This window comes from Amycolatopsis stemonae (genome assembly GCF_054781455.1).
In genome coordinates this window covers 87,884-103,557 of record NZ_BAAGUJ010000003.1, presented here as the reverse complement: position 1 = coordinate 103,557, position 15,674 = coordinate 87,884, and the positions used below count along the sequence as shown (strand labels likewise).

Genomic DNA, 15,674 nt, shown 5'->3' with positions numbered 1-15,674 from the left:
ACCGGAGCGTCCACGCGGTCGGCGGCGCGGCCTCCACTTCGGCGCCGCGATCACCGAAGGCGACTCCACTGGCAATGAACTCGCAGCCGCGAGGATTGCCGACTGGCTCGGCAAACGCTTCCCGCTCGCCTGACGCATCGGCCGCGGGTGGCCGAGCCGGGTGGCCGGCCTGCTGGTCCCGCTGCGCCGGTTGACCGCCGTGAGGCTTGGTCGGCCGGCTCACTGCAGGTTCGTGTGCCGGGCTCGCATCAGGGCGTAGGCGCCGGGGTCGTCGTCGGTGAGGTCCAGGACGACGGCATCGAGCAGCAGCAGGGCGCTCTGCTCGAACAGGGAACCGCCGAACTGGCCCGTCCCGGCCGCGGGGACTTCGATCACGGCGTCCGCGAGGTGGGCCAGGGTGCTGTCGGCTCGCGTCGTCACCGCCAGCACGACGGCGCCGAATTCCCGGGCCAGCCGCGCGAAGTGGAGCGTCACGGGAGTTTCGCCGGAGCCGGAGAGCATCACCAGGCCATCGCCGGTGGAGATCGACGGGGCGGTCGCTTCGCCGACGGCGTGCGCGTCGAAGCCGACGTGCATCAGGCGCATCGCCGCCATCTGCGCGACGAGGCCGGAGCGGCCCTGACCCGAGCAGAACCAGCGGCGGCCGCGGTCGGTGAACAGCTTCGCCGCGCGGGCCATCTGGTCGCCCGAGACCGCCGACAGGACGCCGGCGACCTCGTCGCGGACCGCGAGCCAGGGCGTGCTCATGGCCGGATCAGCACCTTGCACTCCTCGGGGTCGGTCGTGGCGCGAAACGCCGCGGCCGCCGTGTCCAGGCCGTCGAAGACGGAGGTGACGATGTCCTCGGCGCGCACAGCGCCCTCGGTCAGCAGCCGCAGTGACCTCGTGAAGTCCTCGGCCACGAACATCAGCGAACCGCGGACGACGATTTCGCGGTCCTGCACGAGATCGAGCCGGACCGCGGTCTCGCCCGGGGACCCGACGCCGACGACGACGATCTCGCCGCCCTTCACCACGAGGCTCACGGCCTGGGCCAGCGAGGCACGCCGGGCCACGCAGTCGAAGACGACGTCGGCGGAGCCGGCGAGGTGGGCGAGGGAGCCGGCGCCGTCGGCCACGACGTCCGCGCCGAGTTCCGCCGCCCGGTCCCGCTTGCTCGCCCGCAGGTCGGTGACGGCGATGCGGGCCGCGCCGGCCGCGCGGGCGGCGGCCAGCACGAGCAGGCCGATCGGCCCCGCGCCGAGCACGGCGATCGACTTGCCGGTGAGGTCGCCCGCCGACCGGACGGCACGCACCGGCGTCGCCAGCGGCTCGGCCAACACGGCGTCCACGTCGGACAGTGAGTCCGGCACGGGGTGCAGCCGGCCGGCGTCGATCACGAACCGGTCGGCGAGTCCGCCGGGCGTCTGGCACCCGAAGACCTTCAGCTCCGCGCAGATGTTGTAACGCCCGGCCCGGCACTGCACACAGCGGCCGCAGGCGAGGTTCGGCTCGACGACCACCCGGTCGCCGGGCGTGAACCCGCCGACGTGCTCGCCGACGAGGTCGACGACGCCGACCACTTCGTGGCCGGGCCGGTACGGCAGGTCGATGAAGGGGTGCGAACCGAGGCAGGCGTGGGTGTCCGAGCCGCACACGCCGACGACGGTCGGCCGCACCCGGACCTCGCCCGGGCCGGGCCGGGGCACCGGCTCGGCGACGACCTCGATGTCGTCGAGGCCGCGCACCACCACCCGGCGGTTGTGCTGGTTCATCGCTGAGTCCTTCAGTAGACGGTGTAGCCGCCGTCGATGACGACGACCGAGCCGGTGACGAAAGCGGCGGCGGGGGAGCAGAGGTAGACCACGGTCGGCGCGATCTCCTCGGGCATCGCGTACCGCCGTTGCGGGGCGTCGTCGATCCACATCCGCCGCAGCTCCGGCCGGTCGACCGGCGCCATCTCGGTCTTGACGTAGCCGGGCGCGACCGCGTTGACGCGGATGCCGTCCGGCGCCCACTCCGCGGCCAGCGACTTCGTCAGCTGGTGCACGGCCGCCTTGGACGCGTTGTAGGGCGCCTGGGACTGGGGACGGTTGACGATCAGCCCGGAGATCGAGCCGATGTTGACGATCGCGCCGCCGCCGGCGTTCTTCAGGTGCGCCCCGGCGGCGAGGCTGACCTTCCAGACGGCCCGGACGTTGAGGTCGAAGACCTGCTGCCACTGCTCGTCGGTCGCGGTCCACGCGGGGTTGTGGAAGCAGGTGCCGGCGTTGTTCACCACGATGTCGAGCCCGCCGAGGACGTCGGCGGCTTCGTCGACGCCGCGCCGGACGTCGTCGTCGCGGGCCAGGTCGGCGCTGATGCCGTGGGCTTGGATTCCCTTGTCCGCCAGGCGTTTCACCGCCGCGTCGTTGGCATCGGCATCGCGGCTGAGGAACGCGACCGAAGCGCCGCAATCGGCGAGCGCCTGGGTGAAGGCGAATCCCAGGCCCCGGTTCCCGCCGGTGACGAGCGCCTTCCGGTCGTCCAGGGAGAACGCGGCCAGGCCGCGGGGCACGGCGGTCACAGCCGCACCACCGACTTCAGCGAACCGGGCGTGCGGTCGGCGTTGAGGGCGTCCTCGGCGTGGTCGAGGTCGAACACACCGGTGACCAGCGAAGCGAGGTCGACCTGCCCGGTCGCGGCCAGGTGGGCGGCGACGGGCCAGGTGCCGGTGTAGCGGAAGACGCCGGTGATCTTCAGCTCCCGGTTCTGGATCACCGGGATCGGCAGCGCGATCTCGTCGGCGCCCATGCCGACGAGCACGACCGTGCCCGCGCCGCGGACCGCGGTGATCCCCGACCTGACCGCGGGGGTGGCGCCGGAGCAGTCGATGAACGCGTCGACGCCGAGGTCGGCGAGGGAGTCGCGCAGCGGGTCGAGGGTGGTGGTCGCGCCGAAGCGCTCGGCCATCCCACGGCGTTCGGCGACGGGGTCGCTGACGATGATTTCGGCCGCGCCGAAGGCTTTCGCGGCCTGGGCGGCGATCACGCCGATCGGGCCCGCGCCGGCGATCAGCACCCGCGAGCCGGGCACGACCTGGGCCTTGCGGCTCGCCCAGATGCCGACCGAGAGCGGTTCGAGCAGCGCGGCGACGTCGTCGGAAACGCTGTCGGGCACCGGATGCGCGAACGGTGCCTGGATGGTCACGTATTCCTGGAAGGCGCCGTCGACCGGCGGGGTCGCGTAGAACTCCATGTGCGGGCAGAGGTTGTAGCGGCCCGCGGTGCACTGCGCGCAGACGCGGCAGGGTCGTTGCGGTTCGATCGCGACGCGCTCGCCGATCCGGGTCCCCGGGACGTCGTCGCCGGCGGCGACGATCCGGCCGGACACCTCGTGGCCGAGCACAAGCGGTTTGTCAACGACGAAGTCGCCGATCCGGCCTTCTCGGTAGTAGTGCACGTCGGAGCCGCAGACGCCGACCGAGGCGACCTTGATCAGGACCTCGTCGTGCGCGGGAACGGGGACCGGGCGTTCGTCGAGCCTGATCTCGGCCTTGGCGGCCAGGACCGAGGCACGCATGGTGCGGGGGATGTCCGTGTTCATCGGCGTTCCTCCTTCGTGGGTGGGGGCGTGGCGAGCAGCCGCCGCCCGATGACTACGTACGTGGCGCCTGCGGCGAGGACGGCGTCGAGGTTGTCCTCGCCGACACCGCCGTCCACGCCGACCGGCAGGGTGGCGCTCGCCCGGCGAACCTTCTCCAGCTGCGCGGGATCCGCCTCGCCGCGGGTGCCCGGTTCGAGCAGCATCACGAGCAGGCCGTCCACCTGGGACATCGCCGCCGTACAGGCGGCCAGGCCGGTGCCGGGCGAGATCGCCAGCCAGGGGGAGGCGCCCGCGGCCCGGATCCGGGTCGCGACGCCTGCCGGGTCGGCGACGTCCTCGAACGGGAACGTCACCCGCGCGACCCCGGGGAGGCAGGCGGCGTCCAGCGCGGGCACGGCCCCGGCGGTGAGCAGGTGGACGTCGAGCAGGGCGCCGCGGTCGGCGAGCCTGGCGATCAGGCCCGGGTCGACTCCGGCGTCCGGGTCGGCGAAGAGGTCGGCGTGGACGCGGATCTTCTGTTCGGTCAGCAGGTCCGCGAGCGCGGGCCGGTCGCCGGGTGGGGCGGCGTAGAGGCTTGCGGCGAGTTCGGCACCGCTGTGCTGGATCCGGTGGACCAGCTCGGTGTTCAGCGCGATCATCGGCGGGCCCGCCCGTCGAATCCGGTCCAGTCCGCGACGGTGGCGTAACGGTCGAGCAGCCTTTCGCGCAGGCCGTCCGTTCCGGGCCGCGGCGTGGCGACGACCTCGGTGCGGGGCGCCCACGCCCGGCGGACGTCTTCGACCCCGGTGCCGGTGAGCACGGCCGCGGCCTGGACCGCGGCGCCGCGGGCGGTGGCCTCGTCGGCGTCGGCGACGCGGACCTCCCGGCCGGTGAGGTCGGCGAGCAGCTGCCGGTAGGCCGCGGAGCGGGCACCGCCGCCGGTGATCAGCACCCGCCCGCCGGTCGCGACTCCGGCGGCGTTCATGTGGGCTTCGCCGCGCAGCAGGCCGAGCAGGACACCGTCGTGGGCGGCGCGGGCGAGTTCTTCACGAGTCGTGGACGACGTGATCCCGGCGAGCAGGCCGCTCGCGCCGGGGCGGTCGGGCTTGCGTTCGCCGTCGAGGAACGCGGCGAGCACGGGGGAGCGCAGCGGGTCCGCGGCCAGCGCGAGCCGGGCCAGCTCGTCGTGGCCGACGCCGAGGATGCCCGCGGCCCAGTCGGTGACGCGAGCGGCGTTGAGGGTGGACACCAGCGGCAGGTAGCCGCCGGCGCAGTCGGCGACGCCGTCGACGATGCCGGTGAGGTCGAAGACCGGCTCGGGTGCGGTGGTGAAGACGACGCCGGAGGTCGCGATCGTGTAGACGACGTCGCCGGGTTCGACGGCGAGGCCGAGCGCGGCCGCGTGCTGGTCGCCGCCACCCGGTCCGACCACCGCGTCCGCGCGCAGGCCCAGGTCCCGGGCGGTCAGCGGGCCGGCGGGCTCGTCCGGGCCGAGCACCTCGGGCAGCAGCGGCGCCCAGTCGCGGTCCGGGTCGACGAGCGACAGGTACTCGGGCAGGTAGCGGTGTTCGGCCGCACTCCAGTAGCCGGTGCCCGACGCTTCCGAGCGGTCGGTGACGTGCCGTCCGGACAGCCGCAGCGTCAGCCAGTCGTGCGGCAGGCAGATCCGGGCGAGCCGGGCGAACGCGGCCGGCTCCCGCTCGGCGAACCAGGCGAGCTTGCCGAGGGTGAAGGCGGCCGTCGGCAGCGAGCCGACCGTCTTGATCCAGGCTTCGGCACCGATCCGCTCCCGCAGCCGGTCCAGCTGCGGGGCGCTGGTGGTGTCGTTCCAAAGCTTGGCCGCGCGCAGGACGGCGTCGCCGGCGTCGAGGGCGACGAGGCCGTGGCACTGCGCGGCGACGGAGATCGCCGCCACGTCGGTGCGGGCGATCCCGGCGGCCGCGATCGCCTCGTCGAGGGCGTGCTCGAAGGCGTTCCACCAGTCCGCCGGGTGCTGTTCGCTGCACGGGGCGAACGCGGGCGGGTGCGGTGCGGAGCCGGTGCCCAGCAGCCGGCCCTCTTCCGCGTCCCGCAGCTCGACCTTGCACGACTGGGTCGAGCTGTCGACGCCGGCGACGACAGGCACGGCGGACCTCCTTCGTTGTGTGGGGGCGGGGCGGTCAGGGGGCCGCCCCGCCCGGGTGTCAGCAGGACTTGTAGATGTAGGGCTCGGCTTCCGGAGACCCCACATTGTCCTTCGTGATGGCCAGCAGGCCGGTGATCTTCTTCGCCGGCACCTGCTCGCCCTTGCCGAGCGCGACCGCGTAGTCGACACCTTGCACGCCCATGTCGTACGGGTTCTGCGAGATGATCGCGTCGATGTCGCCGGCCTTGAGCCCGTCGACCTGGCTCGGCTGGGCGTCGAACGCGACGATCTTCACCTTCGAACGGGCGTTGGCGTTGCGGACGCCGATCGGCGCGCCGTCGCCGGTGAAGTTGTCGACCGCGAAGACGCCGGTGAGGTCCGGGTTGGCTGCCAGGATCGCCGACACCTTGGACGCCGTCTCCTGTGCGGAGTGGTCGGCGAACTGGGTGGGCAGGACCTGGATGTCCGGGTACTTCTGCTTCATCCGGTCGACGAAGCCATGGACGCGCTGGTCGTCGGTGCTGCTGCCCGGCGGCTCGCTGAGCACGACGACCTTGCCCTTGCCGCCGATGAGCTTCGCCATCGTGTCCGCGCCGAGCGCGCCGCCGGCGACGTTGTCGCTGTTGACCTGGCTCGAGAGGTCGGCGGTGTCGTCGAGCTGGGTGTCGACGGTAATGAGGTTGATCCCGGCGGCCTTGGCCTGGTGCATCGGCGCGGCCATCGCGGTCCGGTCGGTCGGGGCGATCAGGATCGCTTGCGGCTGCTGCGCGATGACCGAAGTGAGCACCGGCTGCTGCGCGGCGGCGTCGAAGGTCGGCGGGGCCGCGTAGCTGTAGTCGATGCCGAGCTTCTTCGCCTGGGTCTTGGCGCCGCAGTCGATCGCCGAATAGAAGGGGCTGTTGAGAACGCCGCCGATAAGAGCGACGCGGCTGACCGGCTTGGCGTTGGTACCGCCGGACGCGACGTCGGCGCTGTTGCTGCAGGCGGTGAGTCCGAGGGCGAGGACGGCCGCCGCAGCGAGCGTACCGGTGCGCGAGGTGGTGGGGGACATGGGTTCTCCTTGTTCTAGCGCCGGTTCTGGGCGCCGCGGCGCAGCTGGTCGAGGAAGACGGCGGCGACGAGCACCGCGCCGACCGCGAAGGTCTGCCAGAACGGCTGGACACCGACGATGACGAAGCCGGCCGAGAGGGTGACCGGGACGAGGATGCCGATCACGGTGCCGAACATCGTCGCGATGCCGCCGAAGAGGCTGGTGCCGCCGAGGACGGCACCGGCGATCGTGGTCAGGTTGTCGGCGGTGTGCCCGCCGATCGTCGTCGTGGAGAACTCGGCGAGGCTCATGATCCCGGCGACGCCGGCCAGTGCGCCGCTGATCGTGTAGACGATCACGAGGTGGCGGCGGACGTTCAGCCCGGAGCGCAGCGCGCCTTCGGGGTTGGAGCCGATGGCCTTGGTGTGCACGCCGAACCCGGTCTGCCACATGACCAGCCCGGAGATCGCGGCGACGACCAGCGCGATGATCACCAGCACCGGCACTCCGGCGAAGTTCTCCGAGCCGATGTCGTGGCTGAGCACCTGGGGGACCGAGCGGATGTCGAGGCCGTTGCTGACGATCTGGGCCGCGCCCAGCGCCATCCCGAGCGAGCCGAGCGTGGCGATCAGCGGCGGCACCCGCAGCACCGCCACGATGAGGCCGTTGACCAGGCCCCAGAACGCGGTGGCCGCGACGCAGACGACGGTGCCGGCGAGCACGGTGCCCCAGCCGCCGGTCTGGCCGCCCAGCCCGGCCATCACCTTGGCCGAGATCACCGTGCCGAAGACGAGCACCGAACCCACCGAGAGGTCGATGCCTCCGGTGGCGAGCACGAAGGTCTGGCCGATGGCCATCACGCCGACGACCGCCGCGGCGAGGGCGATGCTGCGGAAGTTGTAGGCGCCGAGGAAGGCGTCGGGCCGCATGAAGGAGAAGATCGCGACCAGCACGAGCAGGATCACGACCATGCCCATGCTCGGGCGGCGCAGCAGCCGCTTGACCAGCGATGGGGCGCGCGTGGCGCCGGCGTCCCCGGTCACCCGGGAGATGGTGGCGCCGACGGAAGTGGTGTTCTGGACGGTCATGACGCCTTCGCCTCCGCGGGGGTTCCGCTGGTCATCGCCTGGACGAGGTCGGGGACTTCGGCTTCCCCGCGGGTGAACGTGGCGACCCGCTGCCCCAGGCGCAGCACCTGGATGGAGTCGGCCACCGAGAGCACGTCGGGCATGTTGTGGCTGATCAGGATCACGGCGATGCCCTGGTCGGCGACGCGGCGGATGAGCTGGAGCACGCTGCGCGTCTGGGCGACGCCGAGCGCGGCGGTCGGCTCGTCCATCATCACCAGGTGCTTCGCCCACATGGCGGCCCGGGCGATCGCGACGCTCTGTTGCTGGCCGCCGGAGAGGGACGCGACCGGCGAGCCGAGGTCCTTGATCTTGACGTCGAGGCTCCGGAAGGTCTCTTCCGCTTTGGTGCGCATCGCACCGCGGTCCACCAGGCGCAGTGGGGCCAGCGCACCGCGGCGGAAGATCTCGCGGCCCATGAACACGTTCTCGTAGGGCGTGAGGTCGGTCGCGAGCGCGAGGTCTTGGTAGACGGTCTCGATGCCGTGTTCGCGCAGGTCGGCCGGGGAGGTGAGCCGGACCGGCCGCTCGTCGATCAGCAGTTCGCCGTCGTCGGGGATGTAGACGCCGGACAGCACCTTGACCAGTGAGCTCTTGCCGGCCCCGTTGTCCCCGATCAGCGCGGTGACTTCGCCGGCCTTGGCCTCGAAGTCCACGCCGCGCAGGGCCTCGACGTGGCCGAACGCCTTGCGGATGCCCCTGGCCTGCACGACGTACTTGTCAGCGGTTTCCACTCCTCCTCCTTCGTTGGGGGATCTCGTGCCCATGTGCCAAATTGGCCGCCCATGTGGGCACTGTGTTGTGGTGGGAAACATGACAGCTCGTGCCTGCCCATCTGTCAAAGGGGGTGCCCATATGGGCGCCAGGTGGCTAGGGTGAGGGCACGCGAAGGCAGAGGGGGCCGAATGGGGCCGGCAGAGCTCATCCAGGCGACGACGATCGCCCGGCAGTACTACCTGGACAACATGCCCAAGACGGAGATCGCCGACTACCACGGCATTTCCCGGTACAAGGTGGCCCGGATCCTCGACGCCTGCGTGGCCGAGGGCATCGTCCGCATCGAGATCAACGGCGGCGCCGCGGTGGACACCGACCTGTCCGACCGGCTACGCCGCCACTACCGGCTGCACAACGCCTTGGTGGTGTCCGGTCCGTTCGCCGACACCCCGGCGCTGCGGGACGCGCTCGGCCGCGCGGCCGCCGACCTGCTCGCCGAGATCCTCACCGAGGACGACGTGCTCGGCGTGGCCTGGGGTCGGACCCTGGACGCGATGGCGCGGCAGGTCAAGGGGCTCCCGCCGTGCCCGATCGTGCAGATGACGGGCATCGCGGGCGCCGTCCAGGCCAGTTCGGTCGACCTGATCCGCCAGCTGACCTCGGTGACGCGCGGGCCGCACCACCCGATCTACGCGCCGCTGGTGCTCTCCGACCGCCAGTCGCTGGTCGCGCTGCGCCGCCAGCCGGGCATCCAGGCGGCGGTGACGCGCTGGCCGGCGATCACGGTGGCGGCGGTGGCGGTCGGCAGCTGGACCCCCGGCGGTTCGCAGGTGTACGACATCCTGACCGATCAGGACCGCGCCGAGCTGGACGGGCTGGAGATCGTCAGCGAAAGCTGCTCGATTCCCTTTGACGCGCAAGGCAATCCGGTGGCCACGGCGTTCACGCAGCGGACGATGGCGATTCCGTACGCGGAGCTCGAGCGCATCCCGGAGGTGATCGCGGTGGCGGGCGGCGAGGCGAAGACCGAAGCGCTGCGATCGGTGCTGCGCGGCCGCGCGGTGACGTCGGTGGTCACCGACTCGGCAGTGGCGGCGGCTCTGCTGGCCGACGAGCCACCAACAGCCCATGCCCGCCGACGATCGTGAACCCGGTCGCCCGGGAACGTTGGAACCTGCTTCCCGCAAAGGTCTGCGAGGTGGTTATCGCGCGGTGGTGTCGGGTTGTCGGTGGACGAACGACGGTCTGGCAGGTGGGTAAGGGATGCGTGAGCGGAAGGCCCGCGCGACGACGCCGTCGGGCAGCGGCGCGGTCCACCGGTACCGGGGCGCCCCTGCGTGGGCCGCGGCGACGAGGGTACGGCCATAGCCGAGCCGCCGGTACCCGGCGACGACGTGGACGTAGTCGAGGCTCGCGGTCCGGCATGCCGGACAACAGCTGACGGTCGCGGTAGAGACGACGGTGCCGTCGAGCTGCAGCTCAATCCGCTCCGGCCTCGCTCCGGCTGCGGCAGGATGGGCGATGAGTACGAGTCTCTACTGCGGCGCGGTGGTCGGAGCGTGCTGGACCCAGCGTTCCCTGGAGTACCTGGCTGCTGCCTACCTGGTCGAGCAAGGAATCAAGATTGGCCAGGTTCCGATGCTGCTCGGTGTGCACGCCAACGGCCTGTCGCCGACCGAAACGCTCGGCTGGTCGCGCCCCCGGACGCTGCACCAGCTGGGCAATGTCAGGGTTCGCTCGGGAACGCGATCGGACCTTCATTTCTAGAGGTCTGCTCTTTTACCTGCCTGGAAATCTACACTGGATCATTTTTGTCGATCGCGTAGGATCGCGGCGCTAACCGAGGTGGCGGCCGGTGGTTATGACGCCGGCCGCCACTTATGGATGTTCAACGAGGATTACCGATGTGCCAGCTTGGCAGCCATCCGGAGTCCGATTGCTACAAGCCTGGCAGTCTTTGCCGTCAGGCTGTTGCCGTCGTCGAGATAGTCGGCCGAGGCTGCCATCTCTAAGAGTAGCGCGAGACTCTCAAGGAGTCCCGCCAATTGAACCCAGAAACACTTACGGCCCTCGTTCGCATTCATGCCAGTCATGACTTTCCCCTTACTCGGCGCAGGTGGCCTTGTGATACAAGGTCGACGACCCTGCGCCGGATCCGGATGCGCGGGGGCGGCTCCGAGCAATTGTGAAACGATCATTACGGCTTGATGCTTGATGCTGCCTGAAGAATACACGTCTCAACGCTCATTGAGTATTGCTCAATAAGCGGAGAAAAAAAAGGGCACAGTTATCGCCAAGTCTGATTCTTTTCTTTTGGAAGGCCTGCACTTAAGGCGATTCCCTGGCCATGGTAAGTAGTCTATTGCGGCAAAGTCAAGATTTCAACGAGCAATCCCCCGGTTGCGCAGTGATTGTTATGAATACGAAGTGATCCTTTCTGCTTCGTGGAAGATATTTCTCGATTTCGGCAAGAAGAGAACCCGGATGGAGTATCGAGAACGCTTGTCTGCCACAAGGCTCAGCGTCACTAGTGGCAAGAGGTGTCCGTCGCTGCGAAACGCGCTGTGCATCTTCGGCTCGGCGCGCGACATGGAGGGATCAGGTGGTCGGAGCGAACCGCGTTCAGGTCGTCGACGAGGCCGATTGCGGACACCCTCAAGGCGTATGTCCTGCGCCGGTTGAGCACATGGCACACCGCGTTGGTCGAGACGGTCCAGTTGCGGGACACCGCCACGGTGCAGGCGCTCGGGTTGCGAAGCTGCCTCCCGGCCACCGCCTGGGAGCCGTCCCGTGTCACAGTCATGGGCGACGCCATCCACGTCATGAGTCCTGCGCTGGGGATTGGGGCGAATACTGCGCTTCGCGAAGCTCGCACGCTCGGCGAGCGGCTGGTTGCGGCCTGGCGCGGTGAGGAAGCCGTCGTCGAGGCCATCGGGATGTACGAGCAAGACATGCGGGACTACGGCTATCACGCCGTGCGGACTTCGGCTGCGGTCGGCGAGAAGATCATTGGGCACGAACCACTGCCCGAGTAGGTAACTGATTCCCGGTGGTGTCGGGCACGCCGATGTGCCCGACACCCACGCAAATCCGACTTCGCCAAGGCATCCCTGCTTGGGATCGCGACCCGCGAGCCGTCCCGGTTCCCTGATCGGCTGCGGTCGTCGTCCCGGGGATGTCCCGGGGACGACGGGATCGCGCCACCGGGGCCGGTTTTCCCGCCAGACTCGGTTGCGTTTCGCAGTTCGTTCGAGGGAGGAATCATGGAACGCAAACGCTTGCTCGCCGCGATCGCTCTCGGTCTCGCGGCTGTCTTCGTCCCGGCCACGGCGACCGCGGCCACGGTGCCGTCCGGGGAACCGGGCCTGCAGCACGAGATCGACCGGATGCTCCACGGTCGGCCCGGTGGCCGGCAGATCAGTCCGAACCAGGTGTCCTGGGACGACGGGGCCGCCGTCGTCACCGTGTCGTCGCCGGGCAGCACCGCCGACTACATGCCGTGCAGCTACGGGCACCTGTGTGCCTGGGACGAAACCTACGGCTACGGGCACCGTGCGGACTTCTTGCGTTGCGTGTTCTGGGACGTCCGGACCATCGGCCTGTCGCGCATCGCTTCCTACAACAACAACCAGTACACCGGCACACAGGCCGAGTTCGACGGTCAGTACCTCAACCCGGAGACCCACCGGTACGGGTGGTACGTCCAGTTCACATCGACGGCATGGAAGCTCGGTGAGGTGAACCCGTATTCGAACACCTACGGCGTCCAGGTCTGCAGGGAGTCCTAGGCGTCGGCCGGGCGGCGGGCGGAGAAGGCCCGTCGCCCGGACGGGTGCCGGGACTGCCCGGATGGCGGATGCACCGGTCCGGGCGGATGGTGCGAGAGTGGACCCTCGTTCTGGCGAGGGTGGGAAATGGATCCGCGGAACTCGACGACGTCGGCGCGTGAACAACTGGGCGAACGACTCCGGGCATTGCAGGTGCGATCGGGCAAAAGCCTCAAACAACTCGAAGTGACCGTGCACGCCAGCGATTCTTCGTTGTCGCGCTATCTCGCCGGTACGACGGTGCCGCCGTGGCCGGTCGTGGAATCGCTCTGCGAAGAAGTCGGCGAAGATCCTCAGGCATTGGAAAGTCTCTGGGAGCGTGCGGGCGCCCGTGGCAAGGAAGCCCCGTCCGAGCTGCCGGGTGACCGGCCGGGCTCGTGGCGGTCGAGGCACCCGCGCTGGGCGATGGCAGGGGTCGTGGTCGTGACGGCGGTGCTCGCCGGTGGCGCGGGCGTCCTGGCCGGGGCTCGCTGGTTCCCGACGGTGATCGTCGCGAAACCGACGACCCAGGACCAGGCGTGCGCGAGCTGGCCGTGGCCGGCCGACGCGGGGCAGGCGGTGGAGAAACCCGCGCTGCCCGCCGCGACCGACCACGCGCCGGCCGTCGCGCTGGAACAGGGGACGGCGAACGGCACCGAGCTCGTCTGGGCCCACTTGACCGGAGCCAATTACGGCGACCGCGTCTGGCTCGACTTCAGCGACAACGACGGCCGCACCTGGACGCAGTGCGGCCCGTTCCTCGCCACCGGTGCTTCGGCGGTCACTCGCGCGCACCCGCTGGACCCGAGCCTGCGGTTCCGGGCCTGTGCCGACGTCCTGCACTACCGCGCCGGGTTCGCGCGCAACGCGTGCACCGACTTCTGGTGAGCGCATCCCGGGTTCGGCCGCGTCCCGGCTGGTCAGCGCCCTGGGATGGGCCGGGATGCCCGGTGCGCCCTTGGCCGGCGAGCCGGCTGCGGCCAAGCTGATCACGACGCGGACCGAGGGGGATCGGGAATGGGGTACTGGCATGTCGCGGCGAAGGCCGCACTGGCGACGGCTGTCCTGGCCGGGGCGACCATGGCGGCGCCGGCCGTCGCGCCCGCGGTGACCGCCGCAGCGGTGACGGCGGCGCCGAGCAGGATCTACGAGCACGCCCACGCACACAACGACTACCTCAACAACCCGCCGCTGGCCGGTGCGCTGAGCCACGGGTTCACCAGCGTGGAAGCAGACGTCTTCCTCGAGGGCGAGCACCTGGTGCTCTGCCACGAGCTCTCCGGCGGAACGTGCTACGACGACAGTTCGCCGAAACGGGAGATCACTAAGCGAGAGCTGGCGGCCACCTATCTCGGGCCGCTCGCTCAGCAGGTCGCCGACAACGGCGGCCACGTCTATCCGGGCTACGACGGGCGGTTCTTCCTGTTCGTCGAGATCAAGGACAGCGCGGCCGGGCGACCGTACACCGCCTACCAGGCGATCGAAGCTCTCCTGCAGCGCTACCAGCAGGACTACCGCGGTGCCGGACGGCTTTTCACCCAGCGGGTGGACGGCGTGCGCGCGCCGGGCGCGGTCACCGTCGTGCTGACGGGTGGGCACAACAACGACTTTCCCGACGGCACGCAGCCCTCCGGCTGCGGGAGCGCGGCCGGCTCGGTCGACTACGCCGTCCGGTACGGGCCCGGCCTGCGCATCGCCACCCTGGACGGCCACTCCTGCGACGTGGCCGCCACGCCCGGCCGCGCCTGGGGGCCGGAGGTCACGCCGGTGATCAGCTACGGCTGGACCGACACCGATCCCGGCGACGGAAGCACGTGCTGGTACGACCCGGCCGGGATCGACGGCGCGAAGACGTCCATGGAGAGCGCACACCGGGGCGGGTTCCTGACACGCGTCTACGGCGAGCCCGACTGCCCCCACCGGCACCCGGGTTCCCGGGACCCGACGGACCAGCCGCACCCGGGTGATCCGTCGACGCCCACCGCGTCTTCGGAGCGCATCGCCGCCTGGGACCACCTGTACGGCATGGCGGACGCGGCGAAACGGTGCGACGTCGACTACATCGCCAGCGACCACCTGCAGTGGCTGCCGGAGTGGGAGGACGCCCGCGACTGGCACGGCGACACCTGCGACACCGGCGGAGGCGGTGCTGGCGACCCGGTGCCGTCCGCGCCGTCGATCACCTATACCGGGCCGGTCACAGCCGCCTACCACGACGCGTTCTCCGCGTCCGCGACGCTGACGTCGGACACGAGCGCGGTCACCGGCGTCCCAATGCGCTTCACGCTCGGCGACGGCCCGAGCTGCATCGCTACAACCGGCGACGACGGGGCCGGGTCCTGCGTCCTCACGCCGAACCAGGTTCCCGGCGCCACCGACCTGGTGATCGAGTTCGCCGGCGACGCCTGGCACACCCCGGCCCGGCTCGTCGTGCCGTTCACCGTCACGCGCGAGCCGACCGTGCTCGCCTACACCGGCCCCGCCCACGTCGCCAACGGCGAACCCACCCGGCTGAGCGGCTCACTGAAGGCCGACGACGGAACCGCGGTCGCCGGCCGGACGGTCACCCTGGCCCTCGGCAGCGGCACGACCCGGCAAAGCTGCTCCGGCACCACGGCCGCCGACGGGATCGCCACGTGCACCGTCACGGTCACCGGGCAGCCGCTGACGACGTCCGCCACCGTGCCGGTCGAGGCCGCTTTCGCCGGCGACGCCTACTATCTGCCTTCCCAGGCGACTGCGAGCGTGCGCCTGCAGTACTACACCGGCAGAGCTTTCGGGCTCGCCGCCGACGTGCCGCTGCCCCTGGTCCCGATCCGCTACGGCCCGGCGCCCGACACCGGATCGGTCCGCACCGCCACGGCGACCGAGAACGCCCCGCCGTGCATCGCGGAAGCCGTGGTGCTCGCACTCATCCGGGCCGACGCCCTGTGCGCCCGTTTCGCGACGACCCTCGCACCCGGAACAGCGACCGCAAGCGCGACCGCGGCGGACGTCACGCTCGGCCTGCCCGGCCTGCCCACCCTCGGCTTCACCGGGATCACCGCCACGGCGATCGCCACGTGTGCCGCGGCCGGCGGCTCGGCCACGGTCGCCGTGACCGTCGGCGGCACACCGATTCGCGTTCCGCCGGTTCCCGGTTTCACGGTCGACCTCGGTGTCGCCCGGCTCGTCGTCGACGAGCAGGTCCCTGATCCGACGGCCGACCGGGGCATCACCGTTCGCGCGATACACCTGACGGCGGTCACCGGTCTCGACGTCGTACTGGGCTCGGCGACAGCCGGCACGCACAACTGCTCGTGACCGGCAGGCCTGATCCCGGCGGT

The 15,674-nt window shown here is 70.7% G+C and carries 15 protein-coding genes and 1 pseudogene; 7 read left to right on the top strand and 9 right to left on the bottom strand.

What is annotated here, in order from left to right:
* Positions 1-219: 219 nt before the first annotated feature.
* The 9 genes from hxlB to ACYVLJ_RS12255 are packed head-to-tail and all read right to left on the bottom strand — an operon-like array spanning position 220 to position 8,559.
* Entirely contained in the window at positions 220-747 is a 528-nt protein-coding gene (gene hxlB / locus ACYVLJ_RS12295; protein WP_460438724.1) for a phosphoheptose isomerase family protein, read from the bottom strand.
* Entirely contained in the window at positions 744-1,754 is a 1,011-nt protein-coding gene (locus tag ACYVLJ_RS12290) for a zinc-dependent alcohol dehydrogenase (RefSeq protein ID WP_460438723.1), read from the bottom strand. Before ACYVLJ_RS12290 ends, hxlB begins: the two co-directional genes overlap by 4 nt.
* Before the next feature lie 11 nt (positions 1,755-1,765).
* A complete protein-coding gene (locus tag ACYVLJ_RS12285) occupies positions 1,766-2,545 on the bottom strand; it encodes an SDR family NAD(P)-dependent oxidoreductase (protein ID WP_460438722.1) in 780 nt (259 codons plus the stop codon).
* Positions 2,542-3,564 carry an NAD(P)-dependent alcohol dehydrogenase gene (locus ACYVLJ_RS12280; protein WP_460438721.1) on the bottom strand — a complete coding sequence of 341 codons (1,023 nt, stop codon included), beginning with the start codon at positions 3,562-3,564 and terminating at the stop codon, positions 2,542-2,544. Before ACYVLJ_RS12280 ends, ACYVLJ_RS12285 begins: the two co-directional genes overlap by 4 nt.
* Positions 3,561-4,202 (bottom strand): beta/alpha barrel domain-containing protein, encoded by a 642-nt coding sequence (locus ACYVLJ_RS12275; protein ID WP_460438720.1) that lies wholly within the window; start codon positions 4,200-4,202, stop codon positions 3,561-3,563. Before ACYVLJ_RS12275 ends, ACYVLJ_RS12280 begins: the two co-directional genes overlap by 4 nt.
* Entirely contained in the window at positions 4,199-5,668 is a 1,470-nt protein-coding gene (locus ACYVLJ_RS12270) for a xylulokinase (RefSeq protein ID WP_460438719.1), read from the bottom strand. The genes ACYVLJ_RS12275 and ACYVLJ_RS12270 overlap by 4 nt, the downstream gene beginning before the upstream one ends.
* A 58-nt stretch (positions 5,669-5,726) precedes the next feature.
* Positions 5,727-6,719 carry an ABC transporter substrate-binding protein gene (locus ACYVLJ_RS12265; protein WP_460438718.1) on the bottom strand — a complete coding sequence of 331 codons (993 nt, stop codon included), beginning with the start codon at positions 6,717-6,719 and terminating at the stop codon, positions 5,727-5,729.
* Between the two features lie 14 nt (positions 6,720-6,733).
* The gene (locus ACYVLJ_RS12260) at positions 6,734-7,786 is read right to left on the bottom strand and encodes an ABC transporter permease (protein WP_460438717.1); all 1,053 of its coding nucleotides are present in this window, start codon (positions 7,784-7,786) and stop codon (positions 6,734-6,736) included.
* A complete protein-coding gene (locus ACYVLJ_RS12255; RefSeq protein WP_460438716.1) occupies positions 7,783-8,559 on the bottom strand; it encodes a sugar ABC transporter ATP-binding protein in 777 nt (258 codons plus the stop codon). Before ACYVLJ_RS12255 ends, ACYVLJ_RS12260 begins: the two co-directional genes overlap by 4 nt.
* Before the next feature lie 171 nt (positions 8,560-8,730).
* On the opposite strand from ACYVLJ_RS12255, the gene ACYVLJ_RS12250 reads away from it, so the two are divergent.
* From ACYVLJ_RS12250 to ACYVLJ_RS12220, 7 genes and pseudogenes are all read left to right on the top strand, one after another.
* Positions 8,731-9,690 (top strand): sugar-binding transcriptional regulator, encoded by a 960-nt coding sequence (locus ACYVLJ_RS12250; RefSeq protein ID WP_460438715.1) that lies wholly within the window; start codon positions 8,731-8,733, stop codon positions 9,688-9,690.
* A gap of 373 nt (positions 9,691-10,063) precedes the next feature.
* Entirely contained in the window at positions 10,064-10,309 is a 246-nt protein-coding gene (locus ACYVLJ_RS12245; protein WP_460438714.1) for a hypothetical protein, read from the top strand.
* Between the two features lie 911 nt (positions 10,310-11,220).
* Positions 11,221-11,577 (top strand): FAD-dependent oxidoreductase, encoded by a 357-nt coding sequence (locus ACYVLJ_RS12240; RefSeq protein WP_460438713.1) that lies wholly within the window; start codon positions 11,221-11,223, stop codon positions 11,575-11,577.
* A 228-nt stretch (positions 11,578-11,805) separates the two neighbouring features.
* On the top strand, positions 11,806-12,330 hold the full coding sequence (locus tag ACYVLJ_RS12235) for a hypothetical protein (protein ID WP_460438712.1): 525 nt from the start codon (positions 11,806-11,808) through the stop codon (positions 12,328-12,330).
* A 126-nt stretch (positions 12,331-12,456) separates the two neighbouring features.
* Positions 12,457-12,663: pseudogene (locus tag ACYVLJ_RS12230) on the top strand (helix-turn-helix domain-containing protein); the annotation flags it as partial.
* A 6-nt stretch (positions 12,664-12,669) separates the two neighbouring features.
* Complete coding sequence (locus ACYVLJ_RS12225) at positions 12,670-13,236, top strand: hypothetical protein (protein WP_460439139.1); 567 nt, start codon at positions 12,670-12,672, stop codon at positions 13,234-13,236.
* A gap of 129 nt (positions 13,237-13,365) precedes the next feature.
* Positions 13,366-15,651: a hypothetical protein gene (locus tag ACYVLJ_RS12220; protein WP_460438711.1), complete on the top strand. Its 2,286-nt coding sequence runs from the start codon at positions 13,366-13,368 to the stop codon at positions 15,649-15,651.
* Positions 15,652-15,674: the final 23 nt, after the last annotated feature.